This window comes from Burkholderia sp. Bp8986 (assembly GCF_003854225.1).
Taxonomy (GTDB): domain Bacteria; phylum Pseudomonadota; class Gammaproteobacteria; order Burkholderiales; family Burkholderiaceae; genus Burkholderia.
In genome coordinates, this window is record NZ_QTQM01000026.1 from 88,526 (window position 1) to 102,529 (window position 14,004).

The following is a 14,004-nucleotide window of genomic DNA, read 5'->3' on the forward strand; positions in this document are numbered from 1 at the left end:
CGCAAAGACAGGGATTTTCCCATAACTTGCGCGTGCATCGCTTAACGACGCGTCAGGTTGCGCGGATAATCGGGCGCAAGGCGCGTGGCACCGGCCCGCGCCGCTCGATCCAGGAGGACCCAACGTGCCGCAACGACATCCGCAACCCGCCCATCCGGCCGACGGCATCTACTTCGGGCTGATGTCGGGAACCAGCATGGACGGCGTCGACGGCGTCGCCGTGCGTTTCGAGACCGGCCGCGCGCCGGTCGTGCTCGCGGAAGCGTTCGTCGGCTTCGCCCAATCGCTGCGCGACGCGCTGTTCGCGCTGCAGCAGCCCGGCGACAACGAGATCGACCGCGAATCGGTCGCGGCGAATGCGCTCGTCGCGCGCTATGCGGTGTGCTGTCACGAGCTGCAGCGCACGGCCGGCCTGTCGCGCGACGAGATCCGCGCGATCGGCGTGCACGGCCAGACGGTCCGGCACCGTCCCGAGCGCGGCTACACGCGCCAGCTCAACAATCCGGCGCTGCTCGCCGAGCTCACCCATCTCGACGTGATCGCCGATTTCCGCAGCCGCGACGTCGCGGCCGGCGGCCACGGCGCGCCGCTCGCGCCGGCGTTCCACGCGACGGTGTTCGGCGCGCCGGGCGAGACGCGGGTCGTCTGCAACCTCGGCGGCATCAGCAACATCACGATCCTGCCCGGCGAAGGCGGCGACGTGCGCGGCTTCGACTGCGGGCCCGCGAACGCGTTGCTCGACGAATGGGCGACGCGCCATCTCGGCAAGCCCTACGACGACGGCGGCAAGTTCGCCGCGCGCGGTACCGTGCACGCGGCGCTGCTCGACGCGCTGCTCGACGAACCCTACTTCGTCGCGCCGCCGCCGAAAAGCACCGGCCGCGACCTGTTCAATCCCGCGTGGCTCCACGCGAAGCTCGCCGCGTTCACGCAGGTCGCGCCGGAAGACGTGCAGGCGACGCTGACGGCACTCACCGCCGTCTCGGTCGCGCGCGAGATCGCCCTGCACGCGGCCGGCTGCAAGGCCGTGTTCGTCTGCGGCGGCGGCGCCCGCAACCCGGTGCTGCTCGATGCGCTCCGGCATGCACTGCACGAGGCCGGCGTGCCGGCGACGGTGGAGACGACGGCCGCACTCGGCGTGCCGCCGCAGCAGGTCGAGGCGCTCGCGTTCGCGTGGCTCGCGTACCGCTTCACCGCGCGCCAGCCCGGCAATCTCGCGAGCGTGACGGGGGCCGCGGGCGAGCGCGTGCTCGGCGCACTTTATCCGCGCTGATACGAGAAAACGACGAAACGAGCGGGAGCCCCGATGCGGCGCGTCCGGGACGCGCCGAGAGGCCGCCCGCGCGGTTCGTCGCGTACAACGGATGCAAAAAAAACGGGGCATCAAGCCCCGTTTTTCATTCCGGCGAACCGGACAGGATCCGTCGTGCGTTCAGACCGAGAACGACGAGCCGCACCCGCAGGTGGTCGTGGCGTTCGGGTTCTTGATCACGAACTGGGCGCCGTTGAGGTCGTCCTTGTAGTCGATCTCGGCGCCGACCAGGTACTGGTAGCTCATCGAGTCGATCAGGAGCTGGACGCCGTTCTTGTTCATCACGGTGTCGTCCTCGTTGACTTCCTCGTCGAACGTGAAGCCATACTGGAAGCCCGAGCAGCCGCCACCCTGCACGAACACGCGCAGCTTCAGGTCGGGATTGCCCTCTTCGTCGATCAGTTGCTTGACCTTGTCGGCCGCGGCGTCGGTGAAGACGAACGGTGCCGGCATTTCGGTGGTCGTTGCTGCGGATTCGGTAACAGCGTTCATGCGAACTCTCCAAAAAGCTTTAGCCGCTATTGTAGGGCCGATCAGAAGATCGTGCTGATGTCCATGAAATCAATAGGTTCTTGTTGATTTCAGTAAAGGAAACCGCCCGCGGGGCGCCGCCGCGCGGGCATAAAAAAACCGCCAGCGCGAAAACTGGCGGTTTTTCCGGCGGACGCCGCCCGGAAGCGGCGCGGCCATGAAGCGGAATTAACGCTTCGAGAACTGCTTTGCGCGACGTGCCTTGCGCAGACCAACCTTCTTACGCTCGACTTCACGTGCATCGCGCGTGACGAAGCCTGCGTTCGACAGCGACGGCTTCAGCGTTGCATCGTAGTCGATCAGCGCGCGGGTGATGCCGTGACGCACTGCGCCTGCCTGACCCGTTTCGCCGCCGCCGTTGACGTTGACCTTGATGTCGAACGTCTGGCCGTGGTTCGTGAGTTCCAGCGGTTGACGCACGATCATCAGCGACGTTTCACGCGAGAAGTAGTCGGCGATGGGCTTGCCGTTGACGATGATGTCGCCCTTGCCAGCCTTGATGAAGACACGTGCGACTGCGCTCTTGCGGCGGCCCGTACCGTAGTTCCAGTTACCGATCATGTGGGCTCCCCTTAGATCTCGAGCGCCTTCGGCTGTTGAGCCGAATGCGGATGCGTAGCTTCAGCGTAGACCTTCAGCTTCTTGATCATCGCGTAGCCGAGCGGGCCCTTCGGCAGCATGCCCTTGACCGCCTTCTCGAGCGCACGGCCCGGGAAGCGTTCTTGCATCTTGCCGAACGTCGTTTCATAGATACCGCCCGGGTAGCCCGAGTGACGGTAGTACTTCTTGTCCAGAGTCTTGTTGCCCGTGACCTTCAACTTGCTCGCGTTGATGATGATGATGAAATCACCAGTGTCGACGTGCGGGGTGAACTCAGGCTTGTGCTTGCCGCGCAGACGGCGTGCCACTTCGCTGGCAACACGGCCGAGAACCTTATCCGTCGCGTCAATCACGTACCATTCGCGCGTCACCTCATGGGCTTTTGCGGAAAACGTCTTCATGATCGATCCAAAAAAAATGCTTTGCCCGATGTGTTCTTCCTGCTTGTCTGTGTGCGCTTCGAGGCGCGGTGCAGGCTCTCCCTGTTCTTTTTCCGTGGGCATGAATGCGGAAAAGCCCTGAATTATAAAGGAAATACCGCAGCGCGGTCAAAGAGAATCCACGCCCCGTGCCGACGGCGCCCGAAATGGGCCAAAATCCGGTCGTGCCCCGATACACCAGGCGAACCGAGCGCCTGGGGCGGCACCCATCGACGCGCGGCACCTGACCTGGCCGCGCCAGACCGGCCGATCACGGAAAACAACAAACAAGCATGATGAAACAACGACTTACGCCCTTTCTCGCGGCCGCGCTGCTGGCCGCCGCGGCGCCCGCCGTGGCCGCCCGGGCCGGCTGCGAGGCCAAGCTCGACGCTCTCGACGCCCGCATCGCCGACGCCCGCCACGCCCATGCCGAAGATCGCATCGCCCGCCTGCGCGCGGTGCGCGAACGCGTGCGCCACTTCTGCGCGCGCGGTCATGGCCATGCCTCGGCCGCACACGTTCCGGCCCCTGCCGCCCGTTCGACGGACACGCCGCCCGGCGCGGCATCGCAGCCAGCCGCGCGGCGGCCGGCGTAAACGGGAGTCAATGACGGATATCGACGCGCGCAAACTGCGCGCCGATGCTTGCATGGGACGAAAAAAAGCCCGAACGGCTGGTTCGGGCTTAATCCACCTTAGGAGGAGGGTGGAGGAGACATGCGGAGGTTGCCGCAGCGCGACAACCAATGAGGCTCATTATACGAATGCGTCGCCGACTTCACAAGAAAATTTGCATTACGAAATCCAACACCATAATGCGGAATTCAGTGAGCCTCACGGGATGAATGGATTTTCCCTTTTAAAATCAATCAACTGGGAAGAAAGCGCGCAGCCGGAAGCCCGCCACGCCTAGAGTAAAACCCCTAAAGACAGCAGGGAAATCGCCGTTCGGCGCCCCGCCGCGCGCCGCACGCGGCGGCATGGCGTGGCGCGTCGTGCAGCGCATCAGCCGAGCGAAGCGCTGCGGGCTACAATGCCGGATCGAATTCGAATCAGGCAACGCTGGAGTGCAAGCATGGAATGCAAAGTAAGCTGGATGGGTCAGGACGGCATGGCGTTTTCCGCCCAGACCGGAAGCGGGCACCTCGTCGCGATGGACGGCGCGCCGGAAGGCGGCGGCCACAACCTCGCGCCGCGCCCGATGGAAATGGTGCTGGTCGGCACCGGCGGCTGCACCGCGTACGACGTCGTGCTGATCCTGAAGAAGAGCCGCCAGGAAGTCACCGGCTGCTCGGTCACGCTGAAGGCCGAACGCGCGAGCGAAGATCCGAAAGTGTTCACGAAGGTCCACTTCCACTTCACCGTCACCGGCCGCAACCTGAACCCGGCCACGGTCGAGCGCGCGATCAACCTGTCGCACGACAAGTACTGCTCCGCGTCGATCATGATCGCGAAGACCGCCGAACTCACGCATTCGTTCGACATCGTCGCCGACTGAACGCACGGCGGCCACGCATGAAAAAAAGGGCCGGCGCTCCTGACGGAGCGCCGGCCCTTTCGCATTCGAACGGCAAAGCAGGCCGATAAGCCGGATTCTGTGCACGCTGCGCGCCGAAGCGCGCGGCGCGTGGCAGCCATTCCTCTAGGCGCGCCATTGCTGACGCGCTCAAGCTTCCTACCCGCAGACGAGACGGGGGCCCCGTCCTGCATCCGAAAATGCGCGCCTGCCTACTTGGAATTGCTCCGGGTGGAGGTTACCGTGCCGGCGAACGTCGCCGTCGCCGCGGTGCGCTCTTACCGCACCGTTTCACCCTTACCTGATCCCGGCTTGCGCCGGGCCATCGGCGGTTTGCTTTCTGTTGCCCTGTTCCGCGTGTCGCCACGGATGGCCGTTAGCCATCACCCTGCCCTGTGGAGTCCGGACTTTCCTCGCCCCCGCCTGCCCGAAGGCGGCGAGGCCGCGACTGCCTGGCCTGCTTTGCGACGCGCATTCTAGCACTGTGCGCCGCCGCCGGCAGCGCGCGAGCGGCGGCCGCTGCGGAAAACCGCCGGATCGTCGTAGAACGCGGGCGCGGCATTCGCTTCGCACCAGCCAGGCACGCCGAGCACCGGCAGCGGCGCGAAATCGCGGCTCGTCAGGTCGCGGGTCGCGAGCTCGCCGGCGATCCGCGCATCGACATGCGCGGCACGCTGCGCGTCAGGCCACGAAAAATAGTCGTCGCCCACTTCGACGATCCATGCGTGCGCGGTGCACGACTTGTAGGGCGCGACGAGCTTCTCGAGCAGCGCATGGCCGACGAGCCGCGCCTCGCAGCGCGTGCCCCACGCGTCGCGCGCCGCCACCAGCAGCTGCTGCCAGCTGAAGCCGCGCAGCGCATCGGCGAGCGTGCGGTCGGCCGTCACGAACAGCGCGGCATTTTCGTCGAACAGCGTCAGCGCATCGCGCAGCGTGCCGCGCACCGGCCCGACGCCGCCCGCGACATCGATCGCCGCGGCCTGGCGTGCGTTCAGCGCAGCCTTGGTGCGCGGATACGCGAACCAGACGAGCGCATTGAAGAAGTCGTGAAGATTGTGGCGGGTCGGGACGCCGCCGGTGTCGGCGATATGGGTTTCGTATGCGATGCCGGGCGGCAGCTCGGCCTGCGGCACGAAGCGCAGCGGCTTGCCGCGGCCGCTGACACGGGCATCACCGCGCAGCGCGCCGTTCAGTGCGTCGAGCAGCGCGGCCTCGCCGGCGAGCGCGGCCGCCTGAAGCGTGCGGCCCGGTTCCGCGTAACGCGCGAGCCACGGCGCGGACCAGTCGATCCGCGCGAACACCGCCGCGCCGCCGCCGGCCGCGTGGCCGGCCGCGCGCGGCGGCGTGCCGGTCACGCGAACTTCCAGCCGATCGATTCGCCGGCGCGCAGCGGCACGACCGGCGTATCGCCCGCGAACACCTCGCGCGGCAGTTCCCAGGTCTCGCGGCGCAGCGTGATCGTCTCGGTGCTGTGCGGCAGCCCGTAGAAATCGGCGCCGAAGCGGCTCGCGAAATTTTCCAGCTTGTCGAGCGCGCCCGCCTTGTCGAACGCTTCCGCATACAGCTCGAGCGCGTGCAGCGCCGTGTAGCAGCCCGCGCAGCCGCACGCGGTTTCCTTCGCGTCGCGTGCGTGCGGCGCGCTGTCGGTGCCGAGGAAGAAGCGCGGGTTGCCCGACGTCGCGGCTTCGACGAGCGCGACGCGGTGCGTTTCACGCTTCAGCACCGGCAGGCAGTAGTAATGCGGGCGGATCCCGCCGACGAACAGCGCGTTGCGGCTGTACAGCATGTGCTGCGGCGTGATCGTCGCGCCGAGCAGGCCCGGCGCCGCATCGGCGTCGCGCACGTAGTCGGCCGCGTCCTTCGTGGTGATGTGCTCGAACACCACCTTCAGGCCGGGGAAATCGCGGCGCAGCGGCGTCATCACGCGGTCGATGAACACCTTCTCGCGATCGAACATGTCGATCGCCGGGTCGGTCACCTCGCCGTGCACGAGCAGCGGCATGCCGGTTTCCTGCATGACCTCGAGCGTCTTCGCGCACTTCGCGAGATCGCTGACGCCGTGGTCGGAGTTCGTCGTCGCGCCGGCCGGATACAGCTTCACGCCGTGCACGAAGCCGCTGTCGCGCGCACGGCGGATTTCGTCGGGCGACGTGTTGTCGGTCAGGTACAGCGTCATCAGCGGCTCGAACGCCATGCCCGCCGGCAGCGCGGCCAGGATTCGCTCGCGATAGGCCTGCGCTTGCGCGGTGGTCGTGACGGGCGGCTTCAGGTTCGGCATGACGATCGCGCGGGCGAACTGGCGCGCCGTGTGCGGCAGCACCGCGGCCAGCATGTCGCCGTCGCGCAGGTGCAGGTGCAGGTCGTCGGGACGGGCGAGCGTGAGCGTCGCCGGAGAGGAAGCGTTCGAGGCAGTCATAGGAGGCGTCGTGAGGAACGGGCTGGCCATCTGCGGGGCCGGAACGCGCGTGCGCGGGCCGACTGACGGCAAACCGCAACACGGGGCCTTCGGCCGGCGGAATCCGCTTTTTACCGCTCAAGGCTCGGTGATATGCTAGAAGCCACATTGTACCGGGGTTCACCCGGTTGGTTACCCTGCTTCCGCCCCCGCCCCAAGTAAAATGTGCCAACTCCTAGGAATGAACTGCGCCGCGCCGACGGACGTCACATTCTCCTTCACAGGTTTCGCGGCCCGGGGCGGCCTCACCGATCACCATGCCGACGGCTGGGGAATCGCGTTCTTCGAGGACAAGGCCTGCCGCCTCTTCGTCGACCACCAGGCATCGGCCACGTCGCCGCTCGCCGAAATGGTCAAGCGCTACCCGATCAAGTCCAAGAACACGATCGCGCACATCCGCAAGGCCACGCAAGGCCACATCCTGCTCGAGAACAGCCACCCGTTCATGCGCGAGCTGTGGGGGCGGCACTGGATCTTCGCGCATAACGGCGATCTGCAGGAGTACGAACCCGATCTCGACGGCAGCGTCTACCACCCGGTCGGCACCACCGACAGCGAGAAGGCGTTCTGCGTGCTGATGCAGGGGCTGCGCGAAGCGTTCCCCGGCGCGCAGCCGCCGTTGCCGGAGCTGTTCGAGCGCGTCGGCGAGCTGACGCGCGACATCACCGATCACGGCGTGTTCAACTTCCTGATGTCGAACGGCCAGGCTCTCTTCGCGCACTGCTCGACGCGGCTGCACTACCTCGTGCGGCGCTGGCCGTTCTCGACCGCGCATCTGGTCGACGAAGACCTGTCGATCGACTTCGCGAAATACACGACGCCCGAGGATCGCGTCGCGGTGATCGCCACGCAGCCGCTGACCGACAACGAAATCTGGACCTCGTTCGAACCGGGCGAGCTGATCATGTTCCAGTGCGGCGACGTCGCCGCGCGGATGCAGATCCCGGTGCCCGAGTGCGTGCTCGAGAAACTGCGCAACCCGGCGCTCGACGCGTCGGCGTCCGCGCCGTGCGGTACGCAGCACGCCGCACTCGCGGCCGGCGCCGACGACGATTCCGACGACTCGATCGATTTCTGAGCGCGCCGCGCCGCCGCCGGGCGCGCGCTTCATGCGTTGCGCTGTTCCGCCAGCGTCGCGGCCCGGCGATCCCGCGTCATGCCCGGATCGTCGAACCACGCATCCGGCGCCCGGCATCCGCCGATGATTGCCCGCATTGAAAATCTCCCCCGACAACTCCATTCAGGCTGCCATTTCAAGCACGCGTGCGTCGCCACACGACATTCACTTTTATTTAATTAATTTTCAAGTGAAAATAATTAACCGTCGAAACAAATAAACCAAGATATTCGAAACCGGATAATCCGGAAGCCTCAGCTTAAAGCAAAATCCCCACGCCTATCGTGCGCCAGCCTACCGAACCGGCGCTTCCGCCTGTTCTATAAAAAATCCACCAAGCCCTTACCCACAAAGGCTTTCAGTTCGATTACCCACACAACTCAGAAATACCACTCAATACCGTTACCATCCCCACATTTTCTGATTTTTTGAAAATCGCCCGCCCCGCCAATTAGTAGACTCGCTCCATCTTCGGTGTAACGAAACCCGACCGGCGCGTCATGCAGCCACGGCTGCCGCATGTCCATTCGCGTCACGCGTCACCGTGGAATGCGCATTCGCCGCATGCGGCGAATACCACTTCAAAACAAGAAAGAGGGCATGTCGTGAATCACTCATTTCGATCGATCTGGAGCGACGCCGCCGGCTGCTGGGTCGCGGTCGCGGAAACGACACGGGCGCGCGGCAAGCGTTCACGCCGCGAATCGGGCGCAAGCACCCGCGCCGGCCGCACGGCGATGCGCCGCTCGCCGCTGCGCGTCGCCGCGCTCGGTGCCGCGCTGGCCGCGCTGTCGGCCGGCTCCGCGTACGGGTCGAGCTGCGGCGACGGTTCGGCGGTCGCGAGCGGCGGCAGCTGCGCGCTCGGCAGCGTCAGCCCGACCGTGAACGACAACCTGGCCGGCGCCACGACCGTGTCCGGCGGCGACGCGGTCGGCGTGACGGGCGCATGGACGGCGCAGAACAGCGGCGACGCCGGCTACACGCGCATCCCGTTCGGCACGACGACGATCGTGTCGGGAAATCCGGATCAGCCGCTGGTGTCGCTCGGCGGCAAGACGCAAAACATCGGCACGCCCGACACGATCACGGGCACCCATACGTCGGTCGCCACCTACGACTCGTCCGCGTTCTCCGCGTCGACGGTCGGCACGACCGACGTGCCCGTCTACCGCGACGTCAACGGCGACCAGTACGTGAACACGCGGATCGGCACCGTCGACCGCTCCGGCGGCACGCTGAACGTGTCGATCGGCAATCCCGCCAACGCGCCCGGCTCGGCCGGCAACGCAATCACGATGGCCGCGAAGCAGACGGACCTCACCGTCGCGGACGGGACGGGCGCCACCCCGAGCGTCGTCAACTGGAATTCACGCAACCAGGTCTGGTTCACCACCGGCGACTACCTCGCGAGCGGCGGCTCCGTCGGCAGCCTCCAGCTCGACGTGCCGGCCTATGCGGGCACTTTCACCGCGTTCGACGGCAGCACGTGGACCGTCAGCGACGCCGCGTCGCTCGCCGCCTACAACGACTTCCTCGTGCGTTCGGTCCGGAGCGGCGCGCTCGGCTCGCAGGCCGCGTACGACACCGCGTTCGGCCAGGCCGTCACGTTCTCGAAGGAGACCTTCCAGTACGCGAACAACGTGTCCGCCGGCGACAAGAACACGCTGCCGATCGATCACCTGTCGGCAATGCACGGCACCGGCGCGAACGCGACGCTGCAGATCGGCAAGGACGGCCAGATCGACTTCCGCGGCACCAACACGATCGCATCGAGTTCGGCCGTCCTCGCGGAAAACGGCGCGCACTTCGTCAACGACGGCCGCCTGTCGGGTGATTTCACGCTGGTGCGCCTGCTGAGCGGCGCGAGCGGCGTCAACAACGGCGTGATCTCGTCCGGCTACGCGTCCGGCGACAATTTCGACACGAGCAGCGGCACGCCGCCCGACAACTTCGGGTTCCATGCGTACACCGAGGGCAACGGCGTGTACGCGAACGGCTCGGGCACCTCGTTCGTCAACCACGGCGTGATGAACGTCGGCGCGTGGACGCTCGCGGGCGACCGCCCCGACCTGCAGAACTACGCGGTGGCCGTGACGGGCGGCGCGAACGCGTCGAACGCCGGCACGATCAACGTCGGCGTCAACGCGACGACGCTCGACAGCCAGGTGATCGGCGGCTTCGCGGCGGGCGGCACCTTCACGAATGCGGCCGGCGGCACGATCTATCTCGGCCGCGCGGCCCAGTACGGCCCGGGGGCGGCGGCGAACGACGTCGCGCTGTCCGCGCATGCGTACGGGATCCTGCTCGGCGCGTCGGGCACCGCCAGCAACCTCGGCTCGATCGTGATCGGCTCGCAGACGCAGAACGGCGCCGGGATGGCGAGCATCGGTTCGTCGTCCGGCACGCTGCGCAACGCGGGCACGATCGTCGTGAACGGCGCGGCGCCCGGCACGCCGTTCGCCAACGTCGGCATGCTCGCGGCCAACACGGCCGCGACCGTGACCAACACCGGCACGATCACGCTGAACGGCGTGAACGGCATCGGCATCATGGTGGTCGGCACCGGCTCGACCGCGACGGCCGCAACGTCGACCGGCACGATCAACGTGGCCGGCGGGCTCGATCCGGCATCGGACACGCGCAACTACGGCGTGTGGGCCGAAGGGCCGCGCGCGAAGGCCACGGTCGACGGCGCGCTCAACCTGACGGGCACCGGCGCGATCGGCGTCCATGCGCGCTCGGGCGCGACGATCAACGTCGACGCGAACGCGGTGCCCCACTTCATGTCGGGCACGAACCAGATCGGCTTCTATGCGTATGGCGCAGGCTCGAAGATCAACGTCGCCGCGCAGCACCTGAGCGTCGATACCGACGATTCGACGCTGTTCCGCATGGCGGGCGGCGCGGCCTATACGGGGGCATCGGCCGCCGGCACGCTGACGACCGACGTCAACGGCCAGCGCGCGCGCGGCGTGCTCGCGACCGGTGCCGGCACGACGCTGTCCACCGGCCACGCCACCTACAACGTCAACGGCGCGAACGGCATCGCGGTAGCAGTCGAAGGCGGCGCGAAGGGCACGATCGACTCGGGCGCGACCATCAACCTGAATGCGGCCGGCGCGATCGCGGGCGTCGTCGACGGCCAGGCGCACGACCTCGCCGGCGCGAATGCCGGCGCACCGGTCGCGACGACGCTGACCAACGATGCCGCGGTCACCTCGTCGACCGCGGGCGTGACGGGTTTCGTCGCGCAGAACCTCGGCACGCTCGACAACCGCGACACGGTGCTGCTGAGCGGCGCAGGCTCGACGGGCGTCGTGGTCGGCACGCTCGGCACCGTGAACAACGCGTCGGCGATCCGCGTGGCCAACGGCACCGGCGCGCTCGTGCAGGGCGCGTCGGCGACGCTCGCCAACGCGGGCACGATCGAGGCCGACGACGGCGTCGCGGGCGTGCACCTGACCGGCGCGGGTGCGTCGGTCGCGCTGTCGGGCGCGGGCACCGTCGTCGCGAACGGCAGTGCCGACGGCGTGCTGATCGACTCGACCGTCTCGAACGGCGGGATCGCGGCCGGCGCGACGTCGATCGCGGCGGGCGGCGCCGGCAAGGGCATCGACAACCTCGGCACAAACACGACGATCGCGCTGTCCGGCACGCAGATCGGCACGACCGGCAATGGCGCCGACGGGCTGTCGTCGACGGGCACGGGCGCACGCATCGCGACCGACGCGGCGACCGTCGTACGCACCGCCGGCGACAACGCACGCGGCTTCTTCGTGACGGGCGCGGATTCGACGCTGGCGGCCGACGGCACGACCGTCGCGACGACCGGCGCCGGCGCGCATGCGATCGTCGCGGGCAGCGGCGCGACCGTGTGGCTGTCGGGCACGAAGGTCTCTGCGGCGGGCGTGGCAGCCGACGGTCTCGTCGCGCGCAACGGCGGCCGTATCGGCGACACGGGTTCGTCGCTCGCGAGCGCGGCCGGCAACGGCGCGACCGTCGACGGGGGCGGCGTGCTCGCGCTGACGGGCACGACGCTCAAGGGCGCGACGGCCGGCGTCATGAGCACGGACACGCTCGCGACCGGCGCGACGAGCTCGGTGCGCGTCGACGGCGGCAGCGTCGCGTCCGTCGCCGGGCCGGCGTTCGCCGCACGCGGCGGCACCGTCGACATCGCGGTGCGCAACGGCACCGTCGTGACGGCCGGCAACGGCACGCTGCTGGACCTCGCGAACGGCAGCACCGCGACCTTCAACGCATCGGCCGTGAATCTCGCGGGCGACATCGTGTCGGACGCGTCGAGCACCGGCAACGTGTTCCTGACGAACGGCACGACCCTGACCGGCACGATCGACCCGGTCGCGCTGAGCGTCGACGGCTCGAGCACGTGGCACATGACCGGCAGCTCCGTGCTGAGCAGCCTGAACAACGCGGGCCTGGTCGCGTTCGCCGCACCGTCCGGTTCACCGACGGCGGCCGCCAGCTACCGGACGCTGACGACCGGCAATTACGTCGGCAACGGCGGCACGATCGCGCTGAACACCTACCTCGGCGCCGACGCATCGCCGACCGACCGGCTGATCGTGAACGGCGGCACCGCGAGCGGCACGACCGGGCTGAAAATCGCGAACACGGCCGGCACCGGCGCGCAGACGACGGGCGACGGGATTCCGGTGGTCGTCACGGCCAATGGCGGCACGACTACCGCGTCGGCGTTCCATCTCGCGGGCCCCGTACAGGCCGGCGCGTACGAATACCGTCTCTACCGCGGCGGACAGGGCGATGCGAACGGCTGGTACCTGCGCTCGCAACTGGACCCGACGGACCCCGGCGATCCGGTCGGCCCGTCCGTCATCGAAGGCGGCGACAACGGCGGCAATCTCGCGTACCGTCCTGGCGTCACGGGTTATGCGATGACGCCGCTGCTGAACGCCGACTACGGCTTCTCGACGCTTGGCAAGCTGCACGAGCGCGTCGGCGACATCTACAACCTCGAGAAGCAGGCGCCGGGCAACCGCGACGGCGTGTGGGGCCGCATCGGCGGACAGAGCCTCGACGCGAACGCGGGCCGCTTCGCGGCCGACGAGCGCACGTTCTTCGCGCAGTTCGGCAAGGACTGGACGCTCGACCAGGCGGCCGCCGGCGGCAGCACGCATGCGGGCGTGACGGCGAGCATCGGCGTCGCGAACGCGAGCTTCAGCGACACGGCACGCGCCGACACGGCCGGGCTGTCGACGTCGACGGGCTCGGTCGAGATGCACGCGCAGAGCGTCGGCGGCTACTGGACACGCTACCTGTCCGACGGCACCTACTTCGACAGCGTCGGCCAGGTCACGCACTACGGCAACCGCTATCGCGACAGCTACGGCAACGAGGCCTCGCAGAACGGCTTCGGCATCGCGCTGTCGCAGGAGGTCGGCAAGCCGTTCGGGATCGGCGGCACGCCGATCGCGGTCGAACCGCAGGCGCAGCTGATGTACCAGTACCTGAAGCTGAACGGGTTCAACGACAACGTATCGGCCGTGTCGGGCACGACGACCCACGCGCTGCGCGGACGCGTCGGCGTGCGCGTCTTCCGGCCGAACCTCGACGCGAACGCGGGCGGCGGCGCCGCGACACCGTACTTCACGGCCGACGTGCTGCACGACTTCCTGTCGCCGGGCCAGACCGTCGTCGGCGGCACGCCGTTCGCGACGCACCTGGGCCGCACGTGGTACGAGCTCGGCCTTGGCGTGACCGCGGGCTTCGGCAAGTCGGGCGCGTTGTACGCGAACGTGAAATATGCGCGCAACATCGGCGGCGATTACCGGCGCGGCGTGACCGGGCAGGTCGGCTACCGCTACAGCTGGTAACGCCCGACTCGGCAACCCGTCCGCTGCCACCGGCGGGCGACGGGCAGCCCGCGAAAAAAACCGCCCGGTGTTCAGCCGGGCGGTTTTTTTCATCGCGTGCATGCGGCGCACGCGCTGCACGAACGCTCAGTGCAGGATTTTCGCGAGGAAGTCCTTCGCGCGGTCCGACTTCGGATTCGAGAAGAAATCGTCCTTGCGGT

10 protein-coding genes and 1 other RNA gene are annotated in these 14,004 nt (G+C 67.8%); 5 read left to right on the forward strand and 6 right to left on the reverse strand.

What is annotated here, in order from left to right; all coding sequences use genetic code 11:
• The first annotated feature begins 124 nt into the window (after positions 1-124).
• The gene (locus DID99_RS22615; RefSeq protein ID WP_124571200.1) at positions 125-1,273 is read left to right on the forward strand and encodes an anhydro-N-acetylmuramic acid kinase; all 1,149 of its coding nucleotides are present in this window, start codon (positions 125-127) and stop codon (positions 1,271-1,273) included.
• A 159-nt stretch (positions 1,274-1,432) separates the two neighbouring features.
• Here DID99_RS22615 and erpA read toward each other — a convergent pair whose 3' ends face one another.
• The 3 genes from erpA to rplM form a co-directional block, all read right to left on the reverse strand.
• Positions 1,433-1,804 (reverse strand): iron-sulfur cluster insertion protein ErpA, encoded by a 372-nt coding sequence (erpA, locus tag DID99_RS22620; RefSeq protein WP_006401687.1) that lies wholly within the window; start codon positions 1,802-1,804, stop codon positions 1,433-1,435.
• Between the two features lie 207 nt (positions 1,805-2,011).
• Entirely contained in the window at positions 2,012-2,404 is a 393-nt protein-coding gene (gene rpsI, locus DID99_RS22625; RefSeq protein WP_011883283.1) for a 30S ribosomal protein S9, read from the reverse strand.
• A gap of 11 nt (positions 2,405-2,415) precedes the next feature.
• Positions 2,416-2,844 (reverse strand): 50S ribosomal protein L13, encoded by a 429-nt coding sequence (gene rplM, locus DID99_RS22630; protein WP_009687896.1) that lies wholly within the window; start codon positions 2,842-2,844, stop codon positions 2,416-2,418.
• A gap of 311 nt (positions 2,845-3,155) precedes the next feature.
• Here rplM and DID99_RS22635 point away from each other — a divergent pair, with 311 nt between their 5' ends.
• Positions 3,156-3,461 (forward strand): DUF1090 family protein, encoded by a 306-nt coding sequence (locus DID99_RS22635; protein WP_124487992.1) that lies wholly within the window; start codon positions 3,156-3,158, stop codon positions 3,459-3,461.
• 436 nt (positions 3,462-3,897) lie between these two features.
• Positions 3,898-4,362 (forward strand): OsmC family protein, encoded by a 465-nt coding sequence (locus DID99_RS22645; protein ID WP_072465471.1) that lies wholly within the window; start codon positions 3,898-3,900, stop codon positions 4,360-4,362.
• A 70-nt stretch (positions 4,363-4,432) separates the two neighbouring features.
• Here the strand turns inward: DID99_RS22645 and rnpB are convergent.
• From rnpB to pyrC, 3 genes are all read right to left on the reverse strand, one after another.
• Positions 4,433-4,844, reverse strand: an RNA gene (gene rnpB / locus DID99_RS22650) — RNase P RNA component class A.
• Between the two features lie 12 nt (positions 4,845-4,856).
• A complete protein-coding gene (locus DID99_RS22655) occupies positions 4,857-5,735 on the reverse strand; it encodes a DUF3025 domain-containing protein (RefSeq protein WP_124667568.1) in 879 nt (292 codons plus the stop codon).
• Entirely contained in the window at positions 5,732-6,796 is a 1,065-nt protein-coding gene (gene pyrC / locus DID99_RS22660) for a dihydroorotase (protein ID WP_044848289.1), read from the reverse strand. The genes DID99_RS22655 and pyrC overlap by 4 nt, the downstream gene beginning before the upstream one ends.
• Before the next feature lie 202 nt (positions 6,797-6,998).
• Here pyrC and DID99_RS22665 point away from each other — a divergent pair, with 202 nt between their 5' ends.
• Both DID99_RS22665 and DID99_RS22670 read left to right on the forward strand, forming a co-directional pair.
• On the forward strand, positions 6,999-7,913 hold the full coding sequence (locus DID99_RS22665; protein WP_124551328.1) for a class II glutamine amidotransferase: 915 nt from the start codon (positions 6,999-7,001) through the stop codon (positions 7,911-7,913).
• 644 nt (positions 7,914-8,557) lie between these two features.
• Positions 8,558-13,804, forward strand: a complete 5,247-nt coding sequence (locus DID99_RS22670; RefSeq protein ID WP_124667569.1) for an autotransporter outer membrane beta-barrel domain-containing protein — start codon at positions 8,558-8,560, stop codon at positions 13,802-13,804.
• The last annotated feature ends 200 nt before the right edge of the window (positions 13,805-14,004 follow it).

What these genes read in the sequence shown, in the direction of transcription:
- erpA (WP_006401687.1), bottom strand. Translation starts at nt 1,804, where the DNA reads ATGAACGCTGTTACCGAATCCGCAGCAACGACCACCGAAATGCCGGCA.
- rpsI (WP_011883283.1), bottom strand. Translation starts at nt 2,404, where the DNA reads ATGATCGGTAACTGGAACTACGGTACGGGCCGCCGCAAGAGCGCAGTC.
- rplM (WP_009687896.1), bottom strand. Translation starts at nt 2,844, where the DNA reads ATGAAGACGTTTTCCGCAAAAGCCCATGAGGTGACGCGCGAATGGTAC.
- DID99_RS22635 (WP_124487992.1), top strand. Translation starts at nt 3,156, where the DNA reads ATGATGAAACAACGACTTACGCCCTTTCTCGCGGCCGCGCTGCTGGCC.
- DID99_RS22645 (WP_072465471.1), top strand. Translation starts at nt 3,898, where the DNA reads ATGCCGGATCGAATTCGAATCAGGCAACGCTGGAGTGCAAGCATGGAA.
- pyrC (WP_044848289.1), bottom strand. Translation starts at nt 6,796, where the DNA reads ATGACTGCCTCGAACGCTTCCTCTCCGGCGACGCTCACGCTCGCCCGT.
- DID99_RS22665 (WP_124551328.1), top strand. Translation starts at nt 6,999, where the DNA reads ATGTGCCAACTCCTAGGAATGAACTGCGCCGCGCCGACGGACGTCACA.